Consider the following 25,530-nt stretch of genomic DNA (forward strand, 5'->3'; position numbering starts at 1 on the left):
GCGGGAACAGGCCGTTCGGTTTTCCCGGCCGGAAAGAAACTTCGAGCAAAAAGGATGTTTCACGCAGGTTGACAGATATTTTTCGGATAGGTAGTCCTGTTTTTATAAAATTAGCTATAGCTAATAATTATTTTGCGATTTAAGTCATAACTGGTTGAATAAAAAAATAGTCTTTAAAAATGAAATTTACAGAATTTCAGTAAGCCAAATGGAGCCGTTCTCCCGGTTGGACTCTTTTTGGTGGAGAATGGGACGGAGGGTTTTCATATGAATATGTTTGTTGAGGCACTGAGCGGTTCCGGCGGGATTGATGCCGTGACGTATGCGCCGCAGAGAAAAAAAATATGGGAAATGGATCAGGTTTTCCGCTGCCCGGTGGTGGGCATGTGTCTGAGTGTGAAAGAGCAGCGCCTGTTGTGCCGCAAGGTTGGTGCCGGAGTACAGGTCAAGTCGGATTTCGGGATTCACGAGATGATCGTGGCGACCATGAACGGCGAGAATCCGCTTTCCCGGAAGCTGGAGAATATGCTGGCCAAAAAGTACGAAGCGTCCTGTTCCATCTATCTGGACATGGCTGAAGCGGATTTTCTGGATTGCTGGCACCGGGCTCTCGAATCGGGGGATTACGGCGGCCTGCTGTGGGCGGCGGCCGTGCGGCCGCTCAGTAATACCGCGTTGGTGGATGTCTTTGGCTCTTTGCATATGGCCATGCACGAGCACGCCAAGATGTATTGCGACCTGAAGAGGGCCCGGGAGGCAGCCGAGGAAAAATATCTTCAGCTTAAGGGTGGCGTCAGGGAAAACGAAAAGCAGCGCCGCACGCTTCATTCCGAAAATGAGCAGCTGCGCGAGTCTTTGGCGCGCACCAGAGAGCAGCTGGAAGAGCTCCGGCATGAAAGGGATGACGCCGTTTCGCGGATAGCCACAGCTCCTGAGGAGAAGAGCGAGGCCGTTCAGACCCGGATGGACGAGATGCAGGAGGAGATCGCCGCTCTCAGAAAGCAGGTCGAAGAGAAGGATCTCGAGCTGCTGCAACTGACCGGGCAGTTTTTGGATCTGGAGGAAGAACGTGATTCGTTGCGGGAAGAAGTGGAGGCCCACCGGGCTGTGGCCGCGGCCATGCACGATGCGGTGCCGGAGGCGGAAGTGCCGGAAGGATGCAGCTGCTCCCCCGATTGCCCTTCATATGATCTGTGTAAGAAGCGTATTCTCATTGTGGGTGGCATTGAGCGCATGGAGTCAGCGTACCGCAAGCTCGTGGAGGAACGCGGCGGAATTCTCGAATACCACGCGGGACATATGAAATCCGGCGGCAGAGCACTGGAAAACAGCGTACAGCGGGCGGATCTGGTACTGTGCCCGGTCAACTGCAACAGTCACGGAGCCTGTCTCATGGTCAAAAATCTGGGAAAGAAATACAAGAAGCCTGTGCATATGCTGCCTAATTTCAGTCTGAGCACCCTTGCCCGGACAGTGGAAGAGATACACAGTACAAATTAGTCTGTTTCGAGACCTCCCGCATCGCCATGTCCATAGCGGGCTTTTTTTCAGGTGTCCGGGGGCGAAACGCGGCTGATGAGATGATATGATGGAAAGCTTTCCGTAAGGGACTGCACAGAAACGGGCCGTCGGCCTTAGAGGCGGAATACAGAGCCGGTTTCCACCGGAATCAAAAAAGGGCTTACATGTACATGTAAGCCCTTTTATTTGTCTGGCTCCCGAGTGTGATCTCTTCATAACTGCTTTTTCTGTTAACTGGAATTTTAATATCAACTAATTGTCAAAGATTAGATCGTTTCCGTGACATTGCTGTCCGGCTAAGGGATAAGAAAAGAGTCCAAAATCTCAGCGATGTGTGGTAAAAGAAATCACCACAACATCTTGCCACACAAGGAGATTCTGGACTTGAGTCACCATAATACACTATTCTCCCAGACGCTATCTCTGATTCCCAGACATGTTTTTCAGAAACTCGAAAGACGGCACAAAACCGGGCGCTCGTCGCGTCAATTCGGTTTCAAGGAGCAGTTCACGGTCATGGCCTTCATCCAGCTTGCCGCAAGACGTTCCATGCGCGATGGCCTGCGCTGCCTTGAGGCTGCGGGAAACCGCCTGTATCACTGGGGACTGAAAAACGTGGCCCGCTCGACCTTTGCTGACGCGAACAATTCTCGCCCCGTAGGCTTTTTCAAGGATCTGTTCGCCGAGATGTACGGCCTGTGCGCCGCAAAAGCCCCGAAGCACAAATTCCGTTTCAAATCCAAATTGTTCAGTCTGGACGCCACCACCATAAAGCTTTGCCTGTCGCTTTTTCCCTGGGCCTCGTTTCGGCAGGCCAAGGGCGGCGTCAAAGTACATACCTTGCTGGATCACGATGGCCATATCCCGGCTTTCGCAACCGTCACCGACGCCAAAACCCATGAAAGCCGCATAGCTCAGGCTATGGAGTTGCCCAGGGGCTCCATCGTGGTCTTTGACAAGGGCTTCATCAGCTATCCCTGGTTTCGGATCCTCGGGGCAAAGGGTGTCTTTTTTGTGACCCGGCTCAAGCGCAACGCCGTTTTCAAACTCCTGGAGCGCCGCCTCGTGAATCGCAAGACCGGCGTTACTTCCGATCACATCATTGAAGTCTCCAGCCGGGGAAAATCCTTACGCTTGCGCCGTATCGGCTATCGTGACCAGGAAACCGGGAAACACTACGAATTTTTGACCAACCATTTCCGGCTTTCGGCGAAAACCATCGCCGACATCTATAAAGACCGCTGGCAAATCGAGCTCTTCTTCAAGGAAATCAAACAAAATTTGCGCATAAAGACCTTCGTCGGCAACTCGGAAAACGCTGTCCTGATCCAGATTTACACGGCCCTGACGGTTTACCTGCTCCTCGCGTACCAGAAATTCCTCAGCCGTCTCGGACTCTCCGTACAGCAACTCTTCCAGCTCATTCAACTCAACCTGCTCGGCGAGGCATCCTTGGATGAACTCCTGAATCCCAGACGACGAAAATTCGATAATTCATATAACTTCAAACTGTTAGATTACATCGCTTAGCCGGACAGCAATGTTTCCGTGAAACGAAAGCGGCGTCGAGATGCATTCCTTTGACAATCAGAGTACACAACGCCCTGGTATGCATAGAGGATGAGTAGCACCCAACATTTACTAAGTAATTGGAAATAGCAATCTCAGGTTGACGGCACTCTTGGCTGAACTGGCTCATCCAGTCGCGATCACACTTGAAATCTATGGCGATTTCTGTGGGTGTATCAGTTCTCGGGGAGAAGTGAATACCACATAGGCGTTTTTACTAAGATCATCTTTGTGTTGACTGTAGAGAGCACCCATGTGTTGAAACTATTCACTGTGGCTGATCCTGAGTTTGGTGAGGCGTTTATCTGCGACTTCAAAGTTGAGAGGCTCGGAGGCTGAGAATCGACTTTGACATCATTTGGAATATTAATATACCCTATGCTATATGACTTGCAATGACTTTTTGATATTGGAAGGGTACACGATGAGAACTAAAAAAGATACGAGGCTTGGGACTGAGCAGAGCGATCTGGCAGATAAGATCAGAGAGTTACGTTCCAAACTGGGCATGACTCAGGAGCAGTTCGCTGCCAAGGTCGGGGTTACTTTCTCAACCGTTAACCGCTGGGAGAGCGGTAAGAGCAAGCCTTCGCCTTTGGCCATGCGCCAGATCGAAGAGCTGATGGAGCGTACATAGGACAGATACGGAACTGTCCTTTTGCAAGGAGACATGTCGCCATGAATAGAAAAGCACGGATCGGGGCGGCAAAGGCGTCAAGAGTCCCGTGGACGATTTGTAGAGGAGAAACGTATGGAGTTTCCTGTTGAGATGATTGATCAAGTCCGCGAGCTGCATGCCCAAGCGAAGGCGGACACACAGCGCCTCAAGGCCGAGGCGGAAGTAGCCGCTCAGGCGGAAAGGGCCTGGGCGGAGTTTCATGCCTTTCTTGACAAGGGCTGGACGTTGCATCTGCTCGCCTTGCTCGAAAAGGGAGCGCCACGGTTAAAGAAGATGAGAGCGGAAAACCACCCGGCTATTCCGGCAATCGAGGACGCCTATCGCAGGGCAAAAGAGGAGCGTGACCGCATTTTCCGGCGCTTCCCATCGCTCCTTGAGGAAGCCTTTGCCAACAGCGGTTTGTCCATTGATCCGACGAGCAGACATCCCAAATACACCTTGGAAAGTGGGTTCTTTCGATTGGAGATCGACGAGAAGAAGCAAACCGCCCGCCTGTCGGACCATGAAGGGCGCTTGGCGGAAATCCCGGCGGACGTACAGGCTGTTGTTGAAACCGTTCGCAGGGAACGCCAGCGGCTTTTTGACCGGAAATACAATGCCAAGAAGTTCCTCCAGACTGTGCGGTCCCAATATAAGGCAATCATCAGGAAAGAGAAGCAGCCGGACGGTTCGAGCGTGCCCATCCGTCATATCACGCGCAGGCTGGGCAAGAACGTGAAGGGATTTCGCACGGATGAATTCCTTGTCGACCTGTCGCGGTTGGCGCAGGATGGCCCATTCGAAATCGATGGACGGCGGCTGGACTTGCAGCAAACCAAAGACACCAACCAAGGGATGCTCCTGCATGGTGCCGCGGGGCGCGGCTATGTCGGGTTCATCGTCTTCAAGGAGGCGTGATCGTGGATCAAAAAATCGTCGCAACCCAGGTGGTGGAGTCGCTCCGCAAGGGCATTCCACCTCAGCGCGGAGTCGATCTCTATTCCGTGGGCAACGAGAAGCTCATGGAAGGCGTCAAGAAATTCCACCTGAATGGAATCGCGGATCGTGGCATTATTCGCTTTGTCAGCGGCTCGTGGGGCGCGGGCAAGACTCACTTTTTTCGCCAGCTTCGCGAGGCGGCGTTTCATGGCGATTGTCTGGTTTCCAATGTCGAACTGGATGTAAGCAGCGCGGCTTTGAACAAGTTTCAAAGCGTATTCGCCGCCATCGTCCGCCAGATCGCCACACCGTCCTATTACGCCGGACACGCGACTCTTGAGGCCGCGCCATTCGGTACGGTGGTTCGTGAATCCTTGGCCTGGCTCGCCACGGGTTCCCGCCAGATCGGCGACGAAATCCCCTACGAACAATATACCAAGGCTGGCGAGTTATTGATGTCCGACCGCGGCATCGATATCGACTTCAAGAAGATGATTCAGAAGTACTGGGAAACCTTCCTGCCGGAAGCCCCCGATCCCGCCGCAATCGAACAAACGCGCGGCGAAATTCTCCAGTGGTTCAGCGGCGAAGGTACCGTCGGCGCCTTTCGCAAGCGGTTCGGAGTCAGCAAAATTGTTTCAAAGGATAACGCCAAGCTTATGCTTCAGTCGCTTGCGGCGTTCGTCCGTCTCTCCGGTTTCAAGGGATTGCTGATCCTGTTCGACGAGGCGGAACAAGCCTATTCCGTCATGCGCAAATCGGCATTGCGCGAAGCCCACAACAACCTTCTATCGCTCATCAACAATATCGAATCGCTTCCCGGTCTTTTCCTGATCTATGCCACCACGCCAGACTTCTTCTCGGACCCCAAGCACGGCATCGTCGTCTATGGCGCGCTTTCCGGAAGAATCGGTAAACCCGAGGAGCGCCATCCCCGCGCATTGGATACCATTTGGAACCTGGACGCCGTTGAAACCAAGCTCGATGACTATCAGGAGGCTGCCCGGAAGATACGAGCTGTCTATGCAATGGTGTATCCGGAGGCCGATTCAACCTTGCCGTCCGAATCTACCGTCGCGGACAAGGTGGCTGAACTGTTCCGCATCCATCCTTCCCTTGCCGCTGTCCGGTTCTGGCGGCTGCTCGTGACGGCGCTCATCTCCGACTTCGACGACCACATGGAAGGCGAGCCCCGGGAAACAGAGAAACTCTACGATGACGTGATGGACCGCCTCCGGGAGGATTAAGCTATGCAACCCAACGAAGCGCGGCGGGTCATCGAGTCGTTACGTAAGGGAATCCCTCCGGATGGATTCGTGCGGGATTTCACTGTCGGACGCAGAGAGGAAATCAAAGAACTTCAGCGACACCTTTCGGATGCTGGCGGAACCGCTCTATTATTGAAAGCCAACTATGGCGCGGGGAAATCCCACCTAATACGGTTTATACGCGAAGAAGCGCTCGAGCAAAGATTTGCCGTAAGCGTAGTCACTTTAGATTCGAGTTCAGCTATTCGCTTTAATCGAATGGACCAAATCTTCGGAGCCATCTGTCGTAATATTGAAACTCCAGATCGGTGCCATACAAAAGGAATTCGGTGTCTCCTCGATGCTCTCAAGGACCAAATACATGCAAAATCTGGAGGGCCGTTCTGGAATGATCTGTCGAACGGATGGAAGTGGGACTATTCCGAACGCCTCGACAGCCCAGCGCTATTTGTGGCTATACGCGCTTGGGCAACCGGCAATGCGAAGGCCTGCGATCTTATCGAGGACTGGTTGCTGAATCCTTGGCAATATAGGGGGCAAAGAAAAAGACTCTACACCCACCTCGTTGAGAATATGCGAAAACACTTTCGAGATTCAAGGCCCGAATGGAAATTCTATGCTGATGAAGTGTTCATGTTTCACACAGGGGGCTATGCACAAAGCTGGGCGGCATTACGCGACCTCGAACGTCTTGCTTGTGCTGTGGGACTAAAAGGGTTGGTCATCTTGTTTGATGAGTTTGAGGACGTGATTACGAACTTGCGCAACGTCGCGCATCAGGAGGTTGCGTTCTGGAACCTATTCCATTTCTATTCAGGAAAGCAGTTTCCTGGGAAGACGTTTTACGCCGTGACTCCAGGATTTGTTGAGAAATGCAAGATAAGACTGCTTCAGAAAGGTAGATGGGACATGGACTTGTCAATGTTTGACGCCTTACCAAAATTCGAGATGTCTCCTCTCAGTCGACCCCATTTGGTTTCGCTTGGAGAGAAGATCGTCAAAATCCACAGCTTAGCTTACGAATGGAATGGTCAATTTTCGGTGAGCCGGGAAGACCTTGAAGCCTGGATGAAAGAAGCCACAACAGTCCAATTGCAAGATAGAACACGGCAAGCTATTACAACGATAGTGAAACGGCTCGATACACTCTTTCAGGATGCGGAATGAATATCAACCTTGATAAAGCCGTTGCCTCCGCATTTTATGGCCATTTCAAAGAGCTGCGTGATGCGCAACAAGCAGTGATAGAGCCGCTATTGGATGGCCGCAATATTGTGCTTACATCCGGAACGGGGTCTGGCAAGACCGAAGCCGTGATGGCACCATTGGTCAGTAAGTATTGGCGGGATGCCGTCCGCGATGATTATCTCTTTCTGCTCTACATCGTGCCGACCAAGGCTCTAGTCAACGATCTGGAGAAACGGCTCCACCCGCCATTGGCCGCTTTGAACCTGCGCGTGGGAGTGCGGCACAGCGACCGGGACGACCTGAAGAGCGGCCCTACGCCTCATGTGCTTATCACTACCCCCGAATCGCTTGATGTGATGCTGTTTCGGAAGGACCCGGCTTTTGATTCAATACGGGCTGTTGTCGTTGACGAAGTTCACTTGCTCTACAACACGCAACGAGGGCTTCAGCTATCCGTCCTTTTACAGCGCTTACGGCGAAGCCTGTCGCACGACCTCCAATGCGCCGCACTCTCGGCCACGGTGGGAGATCTGTCCCATATACGCGATTTTCTGCTGGGCGCTGAGGAGAACGCCGAATTACTCGCGTTCTCGGCGGCCCGCTCAATTGACGCTCAAATCCGTCATATCGAAAATCCGCATCAATTGCTCTCGCTTGTTCAGAAGATTACGGAAGGACGGCCAACGAAGCTGCTCATCTTCGCGGATTCTCGCCGGGAGTGCGAACGCCTGGCAGGCATATTACAGGATGACGAGACCCTCCGGCATAGCGTCTTTGCCCACTATTCTTCTCTCTCGCCTGAAGTGCGGCTGGACACCGAGCGCAAATATGCCGTGATGCGCACGGCCATTTGCGTGGCGACGAGTACGTTGGAACTTGGTATCGACATCGGCAATATTGACGCAGTGTTGCTATGGGGCGTTCCTTCGGGCGTCGATTCGTTTCTGCAGCGCATCGGGCGCGCCAACAGACGCTCCAACAAGACCAATGTCGTCTGTCTTGTGCCGGATGATTCCGAGTCCGTGCCGCTGGATGCGCTCCGTTTCGCCGTAATGCTGGATGCCGCCTCGAAAGGGGATCTGCCAATTTACGAGCCGTTTGAACTGTTTGGGGCCGCCGGTCAACAATGCCTCAGTATCATTGCGTCGGACGATGGCCGATTCACGCGAATAGCCGATCTTTGCGATTTGCTCAGGCATAAGTCCTGTCTTCAGCGCGATGTTGTCGAATCCATCCTGGCCGAACTTGCGTCGAATGGTTTCCTTCAGCGGCACGGATACAAGAATCGCTATGGCGCGGACGAAGAAGTCCATCGACTCGTCGATATGAAGATGATCTACGGCAACTTCGGGGTAGGTTCTCAGACTGTTGACCTGTTTCACGGGGCAAAACGACTTGGCGAGGTGCCCGCCATCAACCTGTTGCGGATTCGCGGCAGTATTGCCGTGCGATTCGCCGGGAAGAATTGGCGGGTGAAAAAAGTATCGCGTGAAGGAATACACTTGGAGGCCTGCAAGGGAAGGACGGAATCCATAGAGTTTTCTTATGGAGGAAGCGGGATTTCCTCCAATCCATACATCACGGACCGTATGTGGGCATTCATTCATACGGATGGCGCGGTGCAGGATCAATTCAGCATCGCGCTTTCGGAGACAGTCGGGAAATTTATCTCGTCCATACGTAAGTCTTGTGACTTTCCGCAAGTCCCGTTTTCCAGAGCGGCGGAAGGTATTCGCTACTACACGTTTGGGGGTTACATCGTAAACCGTGCAATCGGCCTGTTTTCGGGCAAACCGGAATTCAAGGCCGATGATGTGTCTTTGCTTGTCCCGTCGCAGATTGACTGGTCCACACTCCCGGAGAACCCCACCGAGTATGAGGATATCTTCCATTTGCTGTTTGAAGCCACTGTGGCGCAATCCATCTACCAGAAGCAATTGCCATTGGAACTCCAAGAGCGCGAATACCTTCAGGCTTGGCTCAAGGACACGGCAATTCCTCGCATCCTTGCCCGGTTGCGAAATGCCAAAGCTGTTGCATGCAATACTTTTGATACAGGTGAGAGCTACCGCTTCCGAGTTTTTCGGGCCGGAGCTGTTCAACTTCGCCGGAATCTTGTCACTCCCAATGAGCTTCGCTAGCAGTCATACCTCGATTTGATGGCGCTGGATTTGGCAAGACATCCTTTGGTAAATCGAATTCATTCGAAGATAAGCTGGTTAGAGGTAGTGTCATCAAATTTTGCCCAAATAGCGATGTATCTAATGTGCACAGCAGCCAATAATGATGCTATATTCTTTGCATAGCGGGTGGCGCGACCCCGGGCCAGCATTTCAATCCCAGAAACGTATTTTCTATCAGATACCGAAGGCCATGCGGATACTTAATCCCGTGGGACTTTGCCCCTTTTCCGGGTTTCTGTCGAAAACAAGAAGGGCTTACATATTTCTATGTAAGCCCTTTTACTTGTCTGGCTCCCCGGGACAGACTTGAACTGCCGACAGGGTGGTTAACAGCCACCTGCTCTGCCAACTGAGCTACCGGGGAATGCTCGTTGAAAGACACTTCTTATGGAAATGAAGAGCAGTTGTCAATTATTTATTTGCCGCTGGATGCATTTTGTCCGGCCTGCCCGGTTTTGCCTCTGAACGGCCGGGTATCCTATTCTTCACTTCTGCCGGTGCTTTCAAAGCTTGGCCTGTAGCGCTTCGTGAAATTTGCGGGAGGCCACCTCGTCGCCGAGATAGCCGACCCGGACGGAGACTTCCGTCGTAGTGGAACTCTGGGTTTTGAGCTTGATCCATACGTCCCGGCCTTCGTCGTTGGTTTTGATGGACGCTTCACTCAGTTTGAGTTCGCGGTCCAGCACGCCGAGACCCAGAGCCTGACATCCGGCCAGGGCCGCGTTGTAGGTGCGTTCGAGATTCGCGTTATAGGTCCGGTTGAGCTGCCCGGATACGTAGGTATAGGTGCCCACCGCAGCCACGCCTCCGGCCACGAGAGCCATACAGCCCGTGGTCAGCAGGATCATCAGCAATAATGCATTGCGCGCGAGGTTCATAATTTCCTCCTTTTTGCTGCCCCGGCTCCCGGCGGCCCAATGGCGGGAACCGTCAGACGCCTTTTTGGGTGACAGTGAAAATACGCTGTACCGTCAGTTCAATCTGCCGCAATCCGTTGAATTTCGCCAGCCGCGGCGTATAGGCCAACCGGATCTCTCCGCTGGGCTGCCGCCAGCCGTCCCCTTGTCTCCAGGCCACGGCGCGCATGGTGGTGCCGTCGTTGCGGTCGCTCACGTGCAGCTCCAGATGCCTTTTCTGGCTGAAAAGGCGGTGGCGCAGTATGCTGAGCGGCGGAGACAAAAAAACTGGGCGCGGGTTGCCCTGCCCGTAGGGCTGGAGCAATTCCAGCTCCTTCAGGAGCGTGGCGGACAGGGCGGCAAAAGGCAGTTCCGCGTCTACCTCCAGAGTGGGAGGTGCGGGCTCCGCCCCGAGTTGCTCCTGTGCCGCCTGGGCAAAGAGCTCTTTCAGCGTCGCCAGCTGGAACGGCTCCAGTTTGAGTCCTGCGGCCTGCCGGTGTCCACCGAACTGGTACAGGCATCGGGAGCAGGATTGCAGTGCCGCGTACAGATCGAAATCCGGCGTCGCCCGGCCGGAGCCTTTGAAAATACCGCTCTCCTTGGTCAGAATCAGGCATGGCCGGTGAAAGAGTTCCACAATGCGTGAGGCCACGATGCCGATGATGCCGGAGTGCCAGTGCTCGGAATGCAGCACCAGACCGGGCAGATGCCGCTGCGCTTCGGCCTGGATGACCGCTTCTTCCAGAATCCGCTGCTCCTCGGCCTTGCGTTTGGCATTCAGACCGTCCAGTTGCGCGGCCAGGGCGCGGGCTGCGGCCGGAGTTTTTTCCAGCAGCAGACGCACGGCCAGATCCGGATCGCCGATGCGCCCGGCGGCATTGATGCGGGGGGCCAGGGCAAAACCAATGGCGTTCGCGCCCACCTGTTCCTCGGCCTCCATCCCGCTGACTTCCTTCAGCGCCCGAAGCCCCGGCCTTTTCCCCTGGGCCATGACGAGCATCCCGTTTTTGACCAGAATTCTGTTGTGCGCGTCGAGAGGCACGACATCGGCGATGGTTCCGAGCGCCACCAGATCGAGATATTCGCGCATGTCGGCGGCCGGGCCGGGGAGCAGGCGGTTCAGGGCAGCCATGAGCAGAAAGGCGACGCCTACCCCGGCCAGTTCCCGGCTGGGCCATTCCTGCAGTTTGGGATTGATGATGATGTCCGCTTCGGGCAGTTCCGGGCCGGGGAGATGATGATCCGTGACCACCGTGCCCAGCCCCAGAGCCTTGGCTTCCCGGATTTCCGCCACATTGGTGATGCCGCAGTCCACGGTCAGCAGAACGTCCGCGCCCTGACGGGCCAGCTCCCGGATTCCTTCGGCATGTATTCCGTAGCCGAAGGCCAGCCGGGCCGGGATGTGGTGCAGCGCGCTCACGCCGCGCAGGGCCAGAAAATCCTTGATCAGGGCCGTGGCCGTGATGCCGTCCACATCGTAATCGCCCCAGACCGCGATTTTTTTGCCGTTCTGGATGGCCGCATGCAGAAATTCCGCCCCTGCCCCAAATCCCGGCCATTGTTCCAGAGGGGAGAAATGTCTGAGGCCGGGATTCAGAAACCGGTCCATATCCTTTTCGGACGCCAGGCCGCGCAGGGCCATGAGCCGCACCAGAAGCGGGCTGACTTCCAGACGCGCGGCCAGATGCGCGAGATCGCTCTGGCCGGGAATTTCTGGCGCGGATTTCACACGCCATGTGGTGTGTCTGGAAGCGGTCATGGATGTCCGGTTCGGGCTGGGGCGTTCTTTGACAAGGCAATATCGATGAGTATATTTCTTGTCTCGAAACTGCAACCTGTTTGATTTTTTTGAATTTTTAATGGCGTATTCGCTGTGGCCAGCACGCTGGCATGAGGAAGCATGAACAGAATTTTCACGCCCGTCTCTCTGGACGGGCAGGCCGAGTACAACCGCCTTCTGGCCATGTGCGCCCAGAAGGCTTCGGATTACAGTTTTGTGAATTTGTGGGGATGGGGCCGCGAATACGGTCTGGAATGGTCTTTCTGCGAGAAGTATGTGCTGATCCGCCAGACAATTCCCGATCTCGTCTACTGGGCCCCTGTGGGTGACTGGGCGGGGGCGGACTGGAAGGCTCTGCAGAATGATCTGCCTCAGGATATCTGTTTCAGCCGCATTCCCGAAGAACTGAAAAATATCTGGGAGGCCCGCCTCGAGGACGTGCGGGTCCGGGAATGCCGGGAACATTGGGACTATCTGTACGACCGCGCGGAACTGGCGGAACTCAAGGGGCGGAAGTTCCACAACAAGAAGAACCTGCTGAACCAGTTTGTGCGGGAGTACGACGCCACTTTCGTCGAGCTGGACGAGAAAACCGTGGAGTGCGCTCTGGCCATGCAGACGGACTGGTTTTTATGGCGCAATTCCGAAAACGACCGGACTCTGGAAGCGGAGAACCGGGCCATCGTCAAGGTCATGCATGACTGGTCGCGGCTTGGTTCCCTCATGGGCGGGGGGATTGTGGTGGACGGCAAGATGATTGCCTACACCATCGCCGAGGCGCTGGACGAGAAGAGCGTACTGATCCATTTCGAGAAGGGTTGTCCGCTGTTCAAAGGAGTCTATCAGGCCGTCAATCAGATGTTTCTGGAGCATTGCGCTCAAGGTTTCAGCATCGTCAACCGGGAGCAGGATCTGGGGGATGAAGGTCTGCGCAAGGCCAAGCTCAGCTATAATCCAGTGGATTTCCTGAAGAAATACACGGTCTGCCTGCGCGGCAGCCTGAGGTGATTTCAAAAAAAGAGGCGGCCTTCGGGCCGCCGATTGTTTTGTGTGGGGCGGCTATTCCGGCTTTTCCCGGAAGCCGCACTCCTTGAGCGGGCAGGCCAGATAGGTGCCTTTCTTGGTCTCCTTGCGGACCAGTATCTTCGATCCGCACAAAGGGCAGGGCTTGGCCACGGGATAGTCCCATACCGCGTAGTCGCATTTGGGATACGTGTTGCATGAAAAAAAGACCTTGCCCCGGCGGCTGCTTTTTTCCACCAGCTCCCCGCTGCAGCCTTCTCTGGGGCACGGCACGCCCGTGGAGACCGATTCCGCGTGGCGGCATTCGGGATAATTGGTGCAGGCCACAAAGCGTCCGCCGGCCCTGGTTTTCTTCACTACCAGCCGTCCGGTGCCGCAGTCGGAGCAGGGGCCTTTGTCTTCGGCGGCTTCCGCTTCCGCGATCCGGATTTCACCCTGCTCGTCGCGGGTGTAGTTGCTGGTGAAGGAGCAGGCGGGATAGTTGGAGCATCCCAGAAACATGCCGTTCTTGCCGAATTTCATGGTCAGGCGGCCGTCTTCGCATTGCGGGCAGGAAAGACCCGTGTCCATGCCTGCCTTGAGCTGGGTCATGGTTTCGCGGGCCTTGTCCAGCAGCGGATAAAAATCCTGCGTGAAGTTGCGCAGCAGCTGCACCCAGTCTTCGCCCCCCTCGGCCACCTGATCCAGCCGTTCCTCCATGCGCGCCGTGAAGCCCGTGTCCATGAGCCGCGCGAAATGCTCCAGAAGCAGGTCGCAGACAATGACGCCCAGATCCGTGGGCAGAAACTGCCTGTCCTCTATGTGGACATAATCACGCTCGGTCAGGGTGGAGATGATGGCCGCATAGGTGGACGGCCGGCCGATGCCCAGTTCTTCGAGTTTGTGCACCAGGGACGCTTCGGAGAATCTGGCCGGAGGCTGGGTGAATTTCTGCTCCTTGTGCAGCTTTTCCAGACGCAGTTCCTGCCCTTGCCGCAGTTCGGGCAGAGCGGACGCGTCCGCTTCCTGCGCGGGGGAAACGCTCAGAAAACCCGGAAAGATGAGTTGCTCGCCCTTGGCCCGCCACTGGGCCGGGCCGCTCTGGATGGTCACCACCGTATCCCAGAAGCGGGCCGATGCCGCCTGGGACGCCATGAACCGTTGCCAGATGAGGCGGTAGAGCCTGTACTGTTCCGCCGGGAGCGAGCTTTTCACCTCGTCCGGAGTCAGAGCCGGGTCCACCGGCCGGATGGCTTCGTGCGCATCCTGAGCGCCGCCCTTGCTTTTGTACACGCGGGGTTTTCCGGGCAGGAAATCCGGCCCCAGGTTCCGGCCGATCCAGTCTTTGGCCGCCTCTCTGGCCTCGTCGGAAACGCGCACCGAGTCCGTACGCATATAGGTGATGAGCGCCGTAGTGCCCCGCCCTTCCAGTTCCACGCCCTCGTAGAGGCGCTGGGCCACGGACATGGTCCGTTTGGCGTTGAAGCCGAGCCGGTTGCTTGCTTCCTGCTGCAAAGTGGAGGTGATGAACGGCGGGCGCGGATGGCGCTGGCGTTCCTTCTGGGTGATGTCTTCCACAATGAAGGGCTGCCCGGCGATGCGTTTTTCCAGTGTCCCGGCGTCTTCGGCATTGCCGAGGACGGGCTTGGCCTGGTCCACTTTCCACAGGTCGGCCTCGAAGGCCGGAGGCGCGCCGCCCTGAAGCGTGGCTTTGAAAACCCAGTACTCTTCGGACACGAACGCCTGCCGCTCGCGTTCCCGGTCCACGATGAGGCGCAGGGCCACGGACTGGACCCGGCCCGCCGAAAGGCCGCGTTTGACGTTTTTCCAGAGCAGGGGAGAAATTTTGTAGCCTACCAGACGGTCCAGAATGCGTCTGGCCTGCTGGGAATCGAAAAGGGATTTGCGCAGTTCCGTGGGGTGGGCCAGGGCATCCTTCACGGCCCTGGCCGTGATTTCATTGAACTGAATCCGTTTCAGATTGGAGTTGGCGCCGCGGATGATTTCAGCCACATGCCAGGCGATGGCCTCGCCCTCGCGGTCCGGATCCGGAGCCAGATACACTGTGTCCGCTTCCCTGGCGGCGGCCTTCAGTCTGCTGACCACCTTGGCCTTGCCGGGAATGATCTGGTAGTCGGGGGCGAAGTCGTGCTCCTCGTCCACTCCCAGAGTTTTGGAGGGCAGGTCGCGCACATGGCCCACGGAGGCTTCCACTTCATACCCGCTGCCCAGGAATTTCTTGATGGTTTTGATTTTGGCGGGCGATTCGACGATGATTAAGTCCTTGCTCATAATGGGTGGGGCCTATATCCAGATTGCGAAGCGCAGGGCAAGGGCTAATTCCCGCGCGGCAGGCCGGTTCGCGGAAGATTTTTCCGGTTTTTTCATGCGGCGGAAGACATGACCGATACAGAATACAAGTCCGGGTGCATTGCCCTGATGGGCCCGCCCAACGCGGGTAAATCCACCTTCCTGAACGCAGTGCTGGGCGAGAAGATCGCCATTGTCTCGCCCAAGCCCCAGACCACCCGCAACAGCATCACCGGCATCCACACCACCCGGACGGAGCAGATCGTCTTTCTGGATACGCCGGGCATCCACATGGCCAGGGGCAAGCTGAACCGTTTTCTGGTGGATGCGGCCTGGGGCGCGCTGCAACAGGCCCACGGCGCGATTCTTTTTCTGGACGGCGCGCGCTACGCACAGAGGCCCGGGTTGCTGGAGAGCGATCTGCGGCCTCTGCTTGCCCGGTTCGGCAGTTCCGGCGTCCCTCTGGCTGTGGCTGTGAACAAGGTCGATGCGGTCAGACCCAAGGATCGGCTGCTGGGTGTGCTGGCCGCGGCCGCGGAGCTGTTTCCCGGCGCGGAACTGGTTCCTGTTTCGGCCCGGACGGGCGATGGCATTGACCGGCTGCTGGCGGCCGTGCGTGCGTTTCTGCCCGAAGGACCGCCCCTTTTTCCCGAAGATCAGTTGAGCACGGTCTCCGTGCGTTTTCTGGCCTCGGAGATCATCCGGGAGAAGCTCTTTCTGGCTCTGGAGCAGGAGCTGCCCTACAATGTGGCCGTGGAAATCGAGTCCTGGGAGGAAAATCCGGACCGGACGGTTATCCACGCGGCCATCTATACGTCAAAAAACAGTCACAAAGGGATGATCGTCGGCCGCCAGGGTCAGAACCTGAAGCGGGTCGGCCAGGCCGCGCGGGAGGAATTGCGGTCCCTGCTCGGCGTGAAAGTGCATCTGGAGCTGTGGGTCAAGGTCCGCGAGGGCTGGACCGAGGACGGCCGGTTCATGCTGTCCCTTGGCCTTGGCGCGTGAGATTTTTCCGGCGGGAGATTCCGTTTGCCGGGGACCCGGCCTTGCGGGAGCTTCCGCGTATTCTTTTGGAGCCGGAGATGACGAAAATGATGTCCAGCGTTGAACGCCTGCGGGAAGTTCTGGACCGTATGGCCTTGGCCGCCGGCAATGCCGGCAGACGGCCGGAGGATGTGCGTCTGGTGGCCGTGTCCAAGCTGCATGGGCCCGAGGCGGTGGAAGCCTTGTTCCAGGCCGGACACCGGGCTTTCGGAGAGAATTACATTCAGGAAGCCCTGACCAAGATGGACGCCCTGCCCGGGGAAATCGAATGGCATTTCATCGGGCACCTGCAGACGAACAAGGCCAGGATGGCGGCGGGCCGCTTCGCCCTGATCCACAGCCTGGATTCGATCAAACTGGCCCGTTCGTTGCAAAAAAAAGCAGCGGAGCTTGGCCTGACTCAGGATGTTCTGGTGCAGGTCAATCTGGCCGGAGAGGTCCAAAAAGGCGGCATTTCCGAAGCGGAGCTGCCCGAATTGGCCGAGTTTCTGGCCGGTGCTCCCGGTCTGCGCTGGCGGGGGCTCATGCTGATGCCGCCTTTTTTTGACGACCCGGAGCGGGTCCGCCCTTATTTTTCCCGTCTGCGGGAACTGGCCGCGCGTCTGAGCAAGGATTTCGGCCTGCCGCTGCCGGAGCTGTCCATGGGTATGACCGGGGATTTCGAGGCCGCCGTGGCGGAAGGCGCCACCCTGATCCGGGTGGGCACCAGAATATTTGGAGAACGGAAACAGTAAGTTATGGATCTGGCAACCATTATCGGCATTCTGGTCGCTTTCGGCCTGGTGCTCGCCTCCATGGGCTCCGACGCCATCATGTTTGTGGATGTCGCCTCGCTGCTCATCGTGATCGGCGGAACCATCGGCGCCATACTGGTGACGTATCCCCTGGAAAACGTGCTGGGGGTTATGCGCATCGTCAAAAAAACCTTTCTGTCGAAATCCGGGGAACCGGCGGAACTGGTTTCCCGCTTCATCGAATACGCGGTCCGCGTGCGCAAGGAGGGAATTCTGTCTTTGGAGGCCAGCCTGAAAGACGTGTCCGACGACTTTCTGCGCAAAGCCCTGCAGCTTACGGTGGATGGCCTCGAACCGCAGCTCATCCAGCAGATTCTCGAAACCGAAATTTCCTGTCTGGAGGAGCGGCACCTGAAGGGTGCGGAAATTCTGCAGACGCTTGGCGCTCTGGCTCCGGCCATGGGCATGATCGGCACCATCATCGGTCTGGTGCTCATGTTAAAGAGGATGAACGATCCCAGCACCATCGGACCGGCCATGGCTGTGGCCTTGCTGACCACTTTCTACGGGGCGCTTCTGGCCAACCTGGTCTTCAACCCGATGGCCGGGAAACTGCGGGCGCGCAGTCAGGAAGAAGTGCTTTTGCGCAGCATGATCGTGGAAGGCGTGATATCTCTTTCCAAGGGCGAGAATCCCCGGATTCTCGAAGAAAAGCTGAACGGCTTCCTGCCGCCCAAGGAGCGGCAGACCAAGGCCTGACACGAAACGGCCATGCGGAAACGTAAGCGCGCCTCTTCCGATTCGGACATTCCGCCCTGGATGGTCACGTTCTCCGATCTGGTCACGCTGCTCATGACCTTTTTCATCGTGCTGGTGTCCATGGCTTCGCTGGTCGACACGCAAAAGCGCAAGGTGGCTCTGGGGTCGGTGGCCGGGGCTTTCGGCAAGGGCGCGCGGAACCTGGATGACCTGACCACCGTGGACACCAAAAATTCCGTGTCTCCTGGCCCCATCAACATGTTCGACGATCTCGCGCCGCTGGAAAAACAGCTCTGGGAGCGGCCGGACCAGGATCTGCGTTTTGAGTCCAACCGTTTTGTACAGCGTCTGTCCATCGATGCCGACGCGCTTTTCGCCGCCAATTCCTCCGATCTCTCGGGCCGGGGGCGAGCCTTGCTGGACCGGCTTCTGCCCGTGATGGCCGGCTCCGCGTATCCGCTGGCTCTGTCCGGACATACGGCGGGCGGATTCGGAGAACTGGGGCCGGATTACGAGCAGCCCCGGGACACGCGTGTGGATTTTTCCTGGGAGCTTTCCTTGCGCCGGGTGCTGGCCGTGTACCGCTATTTCGTGGGTGCGGGCATCGATCCGGAAAAGCTGCGGGTGGAAGCCTTCGGGCGTTTTCATCCGGTGGCCGGAAATGAGACACCGGAAGGGCGGAGAAGAAACCGGCGGGTGGACATTACCCTGGACCGCCGTATCAGCGGCTGGTCGCCCGAACTGGCGGCCCGGGACGCGCAGGAAGGGAAGGAGAAGGAAGAAGGGTTCCGGGTACGGGATTTCCTTTTCCGCTTCGATCTTCCGGGAGAGCGGCGCCCATGAGCAGGCGCAAGGAATCCCGCGAGGGCTCGTCGTCGGGTGGCCTGGGGTGGATGGTCACCTTCGCGGATTTGATGACCCTGCTGCTGACCTTCTTCGTGTTGCTGCTGTCCATGTCGTCCATGGACAAGTCCGTGCTGCGGGATGCGGTCGTTCATTTTGCGGGTGAGATGGATCTCGCGCCGAAGCGGGGTGCGGGCCGCATACCGGCGCGGTTTGAACTCGTGAAGAAGATTCTGGAGGATCCGGAACGGGCTTTGCGGGAATCGAAGCGCATCAAGGATCTGCTGTTCCCCGACGAAGTGCTGCCCCCGGACATGATGCGCAGCACGCTGGAGAAGAACCTGGAAATTCTGGCGCGGCCGGAAGGCGTCGCCCTGGTGCTTTCGGACAGTCTGCTCTTCGGCACGGGTCAGAGTGGTCTTGATGAAAACGGGCGGCGTCTGCTGAGCGAGTTTGCCGAATTCCTGGCCGGGACCACCATGCCGGTCAATGTGGCGGGCTATACGGACAACATACCGGGCGGCCGCAAGGACAACTACGCCCTGTCCGGGGAGCGGGCCATGTCGGTGCTGGAGTATTTTCTGGAAAAGGAATTCGATCCGCACCGGTTTTCCGTATCCGCATACGGCGAGACTTTTCCTCTGGCTGACAACGCTTCGCCGGAAGGGCGGGCCAGAAACAGGCGTGTGGAAATTCTGCTGAAAACAAGAGGGCGGACATATCTTTGAGAGTACAGCCCGTAATGCGGCGCATGGGGCGGCCCGTGCGTGATCTTTGGAGAGACTGATGGCCGAGAAGAACGGACAGGCGGCTGAGGAAAAGAAGAAAGGCGGAGGCATGAAGAAGCTCATTTTTCTGGTGCTGATTCTGGCCATCCTCGGGGGCGGTGGTTTCGCGGGCTGGAAATACTTCTGGGTGCCCCGGCAGGAGGCTGCGGCGGAAGCGGCGGAAAAGGCTGCCGAAGAGGCGGAGAATGCGTCGAAGGTGGCTCCGGCTGGGCCGCTGGTGCCTCTGGAGCCTTTTGTGGTCAATCTGGCAGACCCCATGGGGCGGCGCTACCTGAAAATGACACTGGATGTGGAAGTGCTGGACGAGGCCGCTTCGGCCGACCTGACCACGGCCATGCCCAAGGTCAAGGATTCCCTGCTTCTTCTGCTGTCCAGCAAATCGTTCGAGGACATCGGCAGCATGGACCGCAAGCTGGAGTTAAAAAACGAGATTGTGGACCGGCTCAACCTTGTGCTGGGCAAGGGCCGGGTGCGCAACGTTTATTTCACGGAATTCGTGGTGCAGTGAACTGACGCCCTGCGGCACGGCGGATTGCGCGTATGAGCAAAATTCTGAATCAGGATGAGGTCGATGCTCTGCTCCGTGGAATATCGGGGGGGGAGATCGAAACCGAGGAAGAACCTGTTGAGAGTGCCGACGGCATCGTGCCGTTCGACCTGGTCAATCAGGACCGGATCATCCGCGCCCGGATGCCGGTTCTGGAGATCATCAACGACCGGTTCTCCCGGCTCATGGCCGGCGCGCTGGGCAATACCATGCGCAAGCGCATCGACGTGAACCCCATGTCCATAGAAATGTCCAAATTCGGGGATTTCATGCGCTCCCTGCCGGTGCCCACCAGCATCAACATTTTCAAACTGGAGCCCCTGCGCGGCAACGCCCTTCTGGTGGTGGACACCAGACTGGTATTCTCCCTGGTGGAGAATTTCTTTGGCGGGGTGGGCAGCCATCCCAAGATAGAGGGCCGCGACTTCACGCCCATCGAGCAGTCCGTCATCGCCAAGGTGGTGAAAATCATCCTGTCCAATCTGGAAGATGCGTGGCGGCCGGTGCACGAGATCGCCATCGAGCTGCTGCGTTCCGAGATCAATCCGCAGTTCGCCACCATCGTGCCGCCAAGCGATGTGGTGGTGGTCATTTCTTTCGAAGTGGAGCTGGAGAACGCCATGGGCACCATGGTTCTGGCCCTGCCCTATGCGACCATCGAACCCATCCGCGCGAAACTTTACGCCGCCTTTCAGACCGAGCGGCTGGAGATCGACCAGGTGTGGGTGTCCCGGTTTCGTGACCGGCTCATGGAGACTCCGGTGGACATGGACATCACTTTGGGCACGACCCAGCTTACGGGCCGCCAGCTGCTGAATCTGAAAGTGGGGGATGTCGTGCTGCTGGATCAGGACGAAGACGATCTGCTTACGGCGCGCGTGCAGGGCGTCCTGAAGTTTCAGGGTGAACCGGGCCTGGTGAAAGGAAATAAGGCCTTTAAGGTGATCCGGGAACAGGAACTCAATTATTAGAGGTAGATATGGTCGAAGATCAGGACAAGCTGGCCGAAGAATGGGCCAAGGCGCTGGCTGACGAAGAGGAATCCAAAATCCATCAGGACCGGCAGCAGAAGCAGGCCGTGTCTCAGAGCCGGGATTTCGAGTACAGGGATTTCACCCCGGAGGCCAAGAATGCCAAGGAAACCGTACGCAAGGACCTGGACTTCATTCTGGATATCCCTCTGGATGTGTCGGCGCAGCTGGGGAGCACCCGTCTGCTCATCAACGAACTTCTGCAACTCGGCCAGGGGTCGGTCATCGAGCTGAACAAGCTCGCCGGAGAGCCTCTGGAAGTGCTGGTCAACGGCAAGCTGGTGGCCCGGGGAGAGGCCGTGGTCGTCAATGAAAAATTCGGCGTGCGGCTGACGGACATCATCAGCCCCGTGGACAGGGTCAAGCAGCTTGGCTAACGCGACGCTCCCGGTGCCGGAGGCGGGTCTGGGTCTTGCCTCCCTCAAAATGGCGGGAGCCATGCTCCTTCTGCTGGCCCTGCTGTTTCTGGGCCTGGCCCTGCTCAAGCGTTACGGTCTGGCCGCCAGATTTCAGGGTCGGGCGGGCTCGGCCCTGCGTATCGAGGATCGGGCCATGCTCGGGCCGCGCAAACAACTGCTGGTGGTCCGCTTCTTGAATAAGCGTCTGCTGTTGGGTGTAACCGATAACGGCATCAATCTGATCGCCGAGGACCAGGCAGACCATGCGGAACAACCGGATTTTCAGAAAACTTTGGAACAGGCGGGCGGCGAGGATTCTCCTCTGTAGCCTGCCGCTCGTCTTTTGTCCTCTCCTGCTTTTCGGGGCGCAGAATGCGCCGTCCATTTCCCTGCAACTCTCCAGCGGCCAGGCCGAGCCGCAGAAGGTGGCTCTGGCTCTGGAAATCCTCGGCCTTTTCACGGTGCTGTCCCTGGCTCCGTCCATCGTGTTGACGGTCACGTCTTTCACCCGGATCATCATCGTCTTTCATTTTCTGCGTCAGGCCATCGGCACGCAGCAGATGCCTCCCAATCAGGTGTTGGCGGCTCTCGCCATTTTCATGACGGTGGTGATCATGATGCCTGTGGGCAAACAGATCAATGACACCGCCCTGCAGCCCTATCTTCAGGAGGAGATCGGTTACGACGACGCCCTCTCCAGAGCCCAGGGCCCCCTGCGGTCCTTCCTGTTCAAGCACACCAGGGAAAAGGACATTTCCGTATTTTTTTCCATCGCGGGGCTGGAACGGCCGCAGACCAAGGACGACGTACCGACCATGGTGCTCATTCCGGCCTATGTGATCAGCGAACTCAAGACGGGCTTCCAGATCGGTTTTCTGATCTACATCCCTTTTCTCATTCTGGACATGGTGGTGGCGAGTATTCTGCTGTCCATGGGCATGATGATGCTGCCGCCGGTGATGGTGTCCCTGCCGTTCAAGATTTTGCTTTTCGTCATGGTGGACGGCTGGAATCTGATGATCGGTTCCCTTGTGAACAGCTTCGTGTGAGGAGTGTATATGACCCCGGAATTCGTCATCGGGTTTGCCCGGCAGTCCATTGAACTGACCATGTCCATTTCCTTGCCCATGCTCGGCGTGGGGCTGGCTGTGGGCGTTGTGGTCAGCATCCTGCAGGCCGCGACCCAGATCCAGGAAATGACCCTGACGTTTGTGCCCAAGATCATTGCTGTTTTTCTGGCGCTGCTCATTTCCTTTCCCTGGGTCATGGACAAGATGATCACCTTCACTCAGGATATCTTTCTCAATTTTCCACAATACATCAAATAGTGGATGTCTTGTTCTTGCCTCCCGGAGCGGGATCATCCCTGAGAAGGCCAGACCCCGCCACCGTGCTGGCGCAGCATTTCGCCCATGATCATGGCTCCGGCCTGGGCCACATTCAGAGAATCCCACCCCGCGTGCATGGGAATGGACAGTACGGCTTGACAGCGTTTGCCCACATTGGGGCGCATGCCTTTGTCCTCGTTCCCGAGGACGAGAACCGCGGGAAAAGAAAACGCCGTACCGAAGAGAGGCCGCGTCTGCGGGTCAAGGCCGGTGCCGTAGACGGAGAATCCGCTGTCGCGGCAGGTATCCAGCGTTCTGGACAGATTGACGACCTGGCACAGGGGCAGCCGGTCCAGGGCTCCGGCGGCGGCTTTGGCCGCGGCTTGTCCCAGAAAGGCGGAGCGGTCCCGGGGAAAGAGGAGTCCGCCGCCGCCCAGGGCGAGTAGAGTGCGGGCCAGAGTCCCCGCGTTGCCGGGGTCCTGGACCTGATCGAGAGCCAGAACAAGCGGCAATGGGCTGCGGGCGGCCTGGGCGAGAAAGGGTTCTATCTCCATGAATTCTCTGCCCCGGAGGCGGGCGACAACTCCCTGGTGCGCGCCCTGAAACATGCGGTCCAGTTCCCGGCGGGGGATTTTCCGGAAGCGGACGCCGTGCTGTCTGCAGGCCTGGATGACTTCTCCCAGGCCGGGAGCGTCCTCGGCCAGAAAAACCGTATCCAGCATGTGCGGCCGGTCCATGATGCATTCGAGGACGGGTTTGCGGCCGGGAGTAAGGTGCGTGTCCGCTTGGTTCTCGCGTTTTCGGGAAGGCTTCGGAAGAATTTCCACGAGGTTTGCCTTTTATGATTTTTTTTTGTAGCGCGGAAAAAATTTGAAGCCCGTTCAGGCGATTTGGCGCGGCCTGCGGGCATATACATCAACCTGGGGAATATTTTGCGAATCGATATACGTCTTGTCGTACTGGTAGGAATGCTGGCTCTTGCCGGCTGTATGCCTGTCAAGAAAGCCCCGGCTCCGGGAGAGGCTGCGCAAGCTCCCGCTCAGGCTGAGGAATCCCTGAATGCGTCCGCCCTTTCGGACGATGCCGATGAGGATCTGAACTTGGGAGATGAGGGTGTCTTTTCGCCGGAACAGGAAGAAGCCCGCGCAGCCGACCCGCTTTCTTCCGAAGAGCAGAAAATTCTGGATACGGACATTTCTTTCCATATCGGACTGGATACCGTCGAAAATGAGGATGTCCAGCGCTATTTTCATTACTACACCCACACCCATCGCAAGACCATGGCAGGGTGGCTCAAGCGGGCGCAGCGCTATTTGCCGCATATCCGGGCCCGCTTTCTGGAAGAGGGCCTGCCCGAGGACCTGATTTATCTGCCTTTTGCCGAGAGCGGGTTCAATCCTTTCGCCCTGTCCCGGAGCGGGGCTGCCGGAGTCTGGCAGTTCATGCCTCGAACGGGCATCCATTACGGCCTGACCGTGGACGACTGGATCGACGAACGGCGCGATCCGTATGCTTCCACGGAAGCGGCCATCAAGTACCTGAAAAAAATCTACAATGATTTCGGAGACTGGTCCTTGGCTCTGGCCGCTTACAATGCCGGTGAAGGGACCATCGGCCGGGCTCTGGCCAAAACGGGTTGTGAGGATTACTTCAGTCTGTGTGAGGCTTCCGATGATTTGCATCAGGAAACCAAATTGTACGTGCCCAAGTTTCTGGCTCTGGTCAAAATCGTCCGGAATCTGGAAGCCTTGGGCTTCGAACCTCTCGACTGGACGGTAAGCCTTCCTGTTCTGGCAAAACTCAAGGCCAAGCCGGGAACAGATTTGTCCGAACTGGCCAAAGTGCTGGGCATGGACTGGAAGACTTTTCAGGAGCTCAACCCGGTATTGCGCAAGAAGGCGGCTCCGCCCAAGCGTTCCATCCATGTGGCCGTGCCCAGTCGTCTGACGGCCAAGGCCGAGGAATACCTCAAAAAACCCGTTCTGGTTCGGAGCAGCGCTCGGTACGCCTCATACAAGGTTCGGCCGGGGGATACTTGGTGGGGCGTGGCCAAGAAGCACAAGGTATCCGTTGAAGCTTTGCAGGCGGCCAACAAGAAGGGCGCGGCAGGCAAGCTGCAGATCGGACAGGCACTGAAAATACCCGGCGTCGCGGCCCTGGCAAAGGCCGAAAAGGCCGATGCCGGGGAGTGGGCCGCAAAAAGGGCCAATTATGTGGTGCGTGAAGGCGATACGCTGTGGGGTATCGCCAAGCAGTTCAAAATGGATGCGGCCACACTGAGCAAGGCCAACAACCTGTCGTCGAAGGCATTGAAAGTCGGGCAGAAAATCTACGTGCCCGACATGGGGGGCGCGCGGACCATGGCGGCCAAGGCCAAGGCCGCAGCAGTGCGCCAGAAGCTTGCTCATTACAAGGTCCGGCAGGGGGACAGCCTGTGGAGCATTGCCAGACGTTTCGGCGTCTCTCCCGCCGATTTGCGGCAATGGAACAAACTGGCCGAAACATCGGTCATCCGGCCGGGCGATGAATTGAAAGTGTTGCAGTAGAGCGGTTCGGAAGTGTTGAATGCTCCAGGAAGAGCATGCTGATTTTATGGAAATGCCCCGCCGGAGATGGCGGGGCATTTTTTCACGATTGGAAATTCCGGTGGGTGTGCTTTTCTCATGAATCCCATCTGGATGGAGTTTATTTTCGTCTGACGAAAAATGTTTGACGAATTTCTCCTAAAGAAAATTCCGCTTCTG

At 57.2% G+C, this 25,530-nt stretch carries 24 protein-coding genes, 1 tRNA gene and 1 pseudogene; 20 read left to right on the forward strand and 6 right to left on the reverse strand.

Going from position 1 to position 25,530, the window contains the following annotated elements; translation table 11 throughout:
- The first annotated feature begins 267 nt into the window (after positions 1-267).
- The 7 genes from AXF15_RS06075 to AXF15_RS06105 all read left to right on the forward strand — a co-directional run bounded on the left by AXF15_RS06075 (position 268) and on the right by AXF15_RS06105 (position 9,284).
- Entirely contained in the window at positions 268-1,500 is a 1,233-nt protein-coding gene (locus AXF15_RS06075; protein WP_066604725.1) for a DUF2325 domain-containing protein, read from the forward strand.
- 351 nt (positions 1,501-1,851) lie between these two features.
- The gene (locus AXF15_RS06080) at positions 1,852-3,051 is read left to right on the forward strand and encodes an IS4 family transposase (protein ID WP_236884760.1); all 1,200 of its coding nucleotides are present in this window, start codon (positions 1,852-1,854) and stop codon (positions 3,049-3,051) included.
- 463 nt (positions 3,052-3,514) lie between these two features.
- The gene (locus tag AXF15_RS06085; RefSeq protein ID WP_066608729.1) at positions 3,515-3,727 is read left to right on the forward strand and encodes a helix-turn-helix domain-containing protein; all 213 of its coding nucleotides are present in this window, start codon (positions 3,515-3,517) and stop codon (positions 3,725-3,727) included.
- Positions 3,728-3,841: 114 nt separating this feature from the next.
- The gene (locus AXF15_RS06090; protein WP_066604728.1) at positions 3,842-4,666 is read left to right on the forward strand and encodes a hypothetical protein; all 825 of its coding nucleotides are present in this window, start codon (positions 3,842-3,844) and stop codon (positions 4,664-4,666) included.
- A 2-nt stretch (positions 4,667-4,668) separates the two neighbouring features.
- The gene (locus AXF15_RS06095; protein WP_083518089.1) at positions 4,669-5,934 is read left to right on the forward strand and encodes a BREX system ATP-binding domain-containing protein; all 1,266 of its coding nucleotides are present in this window, start codon (positions 4,669-4,671) and stop codon (positions 5,932-5,934) included.
- Positions 5,935-5,937: 3 nt separating this feature from the next.
- Positions 5,938-7,122 carry a BREX system ATP-binding domain-containing protein gene (locus AXF15_RS06100; RefSeq protein WP_066604730.1) on the forward strand — a complete coding sequence of 395 codons (1,185 nt, stop codon included), beginning with the start codon at positions 5,938-5,940 and terminating at the stop codon, positions 7,120-7,122.
- Positions 7,119-9,284 (forward strand): DEAD/DEAH box helicase, encoded by a 2,166-nt coding sequence (locus AXF15_RS06105; protein WP_066604740.1) that lies wholly within the window; start codon positions 7,119-7,121, stop codon positions 9,282-9,284. The genes AXF15_RS06100 and AXF15_RS06105 overlap by 4 nt, the downstream gene beginning before the upstream one ends.
- Positions 9,285-9,343: 59 nt before the next feature.
- On the opposite strand, the pseudogene AXF15_RS14840 reads toward AXF15_RS06105, so the two are convergent.
- From AXF15_RS14840 to recJ, 4 genes and pseudogenes are all read right to left on the reverse strand, one after another.
- A pseudogene (locus AXF15_RS14840) lies at positions 9,344-9,528 on the reverse strand (hypothetical protein); the annotation flags it as partial.
- 86 nt (positions 9,529-9,614) lie between these two features.
- Positions 9,615-9,690 (reverse strand) — tRNA-Asn (locus AXF15_RS06110).
- A gap of 139 nt (positions 9,691-9,829) precedes the next feature.
- The gene (locus AXF15_RS06115) at positions 9,830-10,204 is read right to left on the reverse strand and encodes a DUF3568 domain-containing protein (RefSeq protein ID WP_066604742.1); all 375 of its coding nucleotides are present in this window, start codon (positions 10,202-10,204) and stop codon (positions 9,830-9,832) included.
- Between the two features lie 52 nt (positions 10,205-10,256).
- Complete coding sequence (gene recJ / locus AXF15_RS06120) at positions 10,257-11,981, reverse strand: single-stranded-DNA-specific exonuclease RecJ (RefSeq protein ID WP_066604745.1); 1,725 nt, start codon at positions 11,979-11,981, stop codon at positions 10,257-10,259.
- Positions 11,982-12,122: 141 nt separating this feature from the next.
- On the opposite strand from recJ, the gene AXF15_RS06125 reads away from it, so the two are divergent.
- Complete coding sequence (locus AXF15_RS06125) at positions 12,123-13,010, forward strand: DUF2156 domain-containing protein (RefSeq protein ID WP_066604748.1); 888 nt, start codon at positions 12,123-12,125, stop codon at positions 13,008-13,010.
- A gap of 51 nt (positions 13,011-13,061) precedes the next feature.
- Here AXF15_RS06125 and topA read toward each other — a convergent pair whose 3' ends face one another.
- Positions 13,062-15,296 (reverse strand): type I DNA topoisomerase, encoded by a 2,235-nt coding sequence (gene topA, locus AXF15_RS06130; RefSeq protein ID WP_066604751.1) that lies wholly within the window; start codon positions 15,294-15,296, stop codon positions 13,062-13,064.
- Positions 15,297-15,404: 108 nt separating this feature from the next.
- On the opposite strand from topA, the gene era reads away from it, so the two are divergent.
- The 11 genes from era to fliQ all read left to right on the forward strand — a co-directional run bounded on the left by era (position 15,405) and on the right by fliQ (position 22,786).
- Positions 15,405-16,319, forward strand: a complete 915-nt coding sequence (era, locus tag AXF15_RS06135) for a GTPase Era (RefSeq protein ID WP_066604754.1) — start codon at positions 15,405-15,407, stop codon at positions 16,317-16,319.
- A gap of 77 nt (positions 16,320-16,396) precedes the next feature.
- Positions 16,397-17,092, forward strand: a complete 696-nt coding sequence (locus AXF15_RS06140; RefSeq protein ID WP_151192304.1) for a YggS family pyridoxal phosphate-dependent enzyme — start codon at positions 16,397-16,399, stop codon at positions 17,090-17,092.
- A 3-nt stretch (positions 17,093-17,095) separates the two neighbouring features.
- Positions 17,096-17,851: a motility protein A gene (locus tag AXF15_RS06145; RefSeq protein ID WP_066604757.1), complete on the forward strand. Its 756-nt coding sequence runs from the start codon at positions 17,096-17,098 to the stop codon at positions 17,849-17,851.
- A 12-nt stretch (positions 17,852-17,863) separates the two neighbouring features.
- The gene (locus AXF15_RS06150) at positions 17,864-18,694 is read left to right on the forward strand and encodes an OmpA/MotB family protein (protein WP_066604760.1); all 831 of its coding nucleotides are present in this window, start codon (positions 17,864-17,866) and stop codon (positions 18,692-18,694) included.
- Positions 18,691-19,422, forward strand: a complete 732-nt coding sequence (locus AXF15_RS06155) for an OmpA/MotB family protein (RefSeq protein WP_066604762.1) — start codon at positions 18,691-18,693, stop codon at positions 19,420-19,422. The genes AXF15_RS06150 and AXF15_RS06155 overlap by 4 nt, the downstream gene beginning before the upstream one ends.
- A 58-nt stretch (positions 19,423-19,480) precedes the next feature.
- Complete coding sequence (locus AXF15_RS06160) at positions 19,481-19,990, forward strand: flagellar basal body-associated FliL family protein (RefSeq protein WP_066604765.1); 510 nt, start codon at positions 19,481-19,483, stop codon at positions 19,988-19,990.
- 32 nt (positions 19,991-20,022) lie between these two features.
- Positions 20,023-21,000 (forward strand): flagellar motor switch protein FliM, encoded by a 978-nt coding sequence (gene fliM / locus AXF15_RS06165; RefSeq protein ID WP_066604766.1) that lies wholly within the window; start codon positions 20,023-20,025, stop codon positions 20,998-21,000.
- A gap of 8 nt (positions 21,001-21,008) precedes the next feature.
- Complete coding sequence (fliN, locus tag AXF15_RS06170) at positions 21,009-21,437, forward strand: flagellar motor switch protein FliN (protein ID WP_083517902.1); 429 nt, start codon at positions 21,009-21,011, stop codon at positions 21,435-21,437.
- A gap of 61 nt (positions 21,438-21,498) precedes the next feature.
- Entirely contained in the window at positions 21,499-21,786 is a 288-nt protein-coding gene (fliO, locus tag AXF15_RS06175) for a flagellar biosynthetic protein FliO (RefSeq protein ID WP_236884839.1), read from the forward strand.
- Positions 21,722-22,507 carry a flagellar type III secretion system pore protein FliP gene (gene fliP / locus AXF15_RS06180; RefSeq protein ID WP_066604770.1) on the forward strand — a complete coding sequence of 262 codons (786 nt, stop codon included), beginning with the start codon at positions 21,722-21,724 and terminating at the stop codon, positions 22,505-22,507. Before fliO ends, fliP begins: the two co-directional genes overlap by 65 nt.
- A 9-nt stretch (positions 22,508-22,516) precedes the next feature.
- Positions 22,517-22,786 (forward strand): flagellar biosynthesis protein FliQ, encoded by a 270-nt coding sequence (gene fliQ / locus AXF15_RS06185; protein ID WP_066604773.1) that lies wholly within the window; start codon positions 22,517-22,519, stop codon positions 22,784-22,786.
- A 32-nt stretch (positions 22,787-22,818) separates the two neighbouring features.
- On the opposite strand, the gene AXF15_RS06190 is transcribed toward fliQ, so the two are convergent.
- On the reverse strand, positions 22,819-23,613 hold the full coding sequence (locus AXF15_RS06190) for a TrmH family RNA methyltransferase (protein WP_236884840.1): 795 nt from the start codon (positions 23,611-23,613) through the stop codon (positions 22,819-22,821).
- A 162-nt stretch (positions 23,614-23,775) separates the two neighbouring features.
- On the opposite strand from AXF15_RS06190, the gene AXF15_RS06195 reads away from it, so the two are divergent.
- Positions 23,776-25,332, forward strand: coding sequence for a LysM peptidoglycan-binding domain-containing protein (locus AXF15_RS06195; RefSeq protein WP_169793610.1), 1,557 nt, complete (start codon positions 23,776-23,778; stop codon positions 25,330-25,332).
- Positions 25,333-25,530: the final 198 nt, after the last annotated feature.

It is taken from the genome of Desulfomicrobium orale DSM 12838 (assembly GCF_001553625.1).
GTDB lineage: Bacteria > Desulfobacterota > Desulfovibrionia > Desulfovibrionales > Desulfomicrobiaceae > Desulfomicrobium > Desulfomicrobium orale.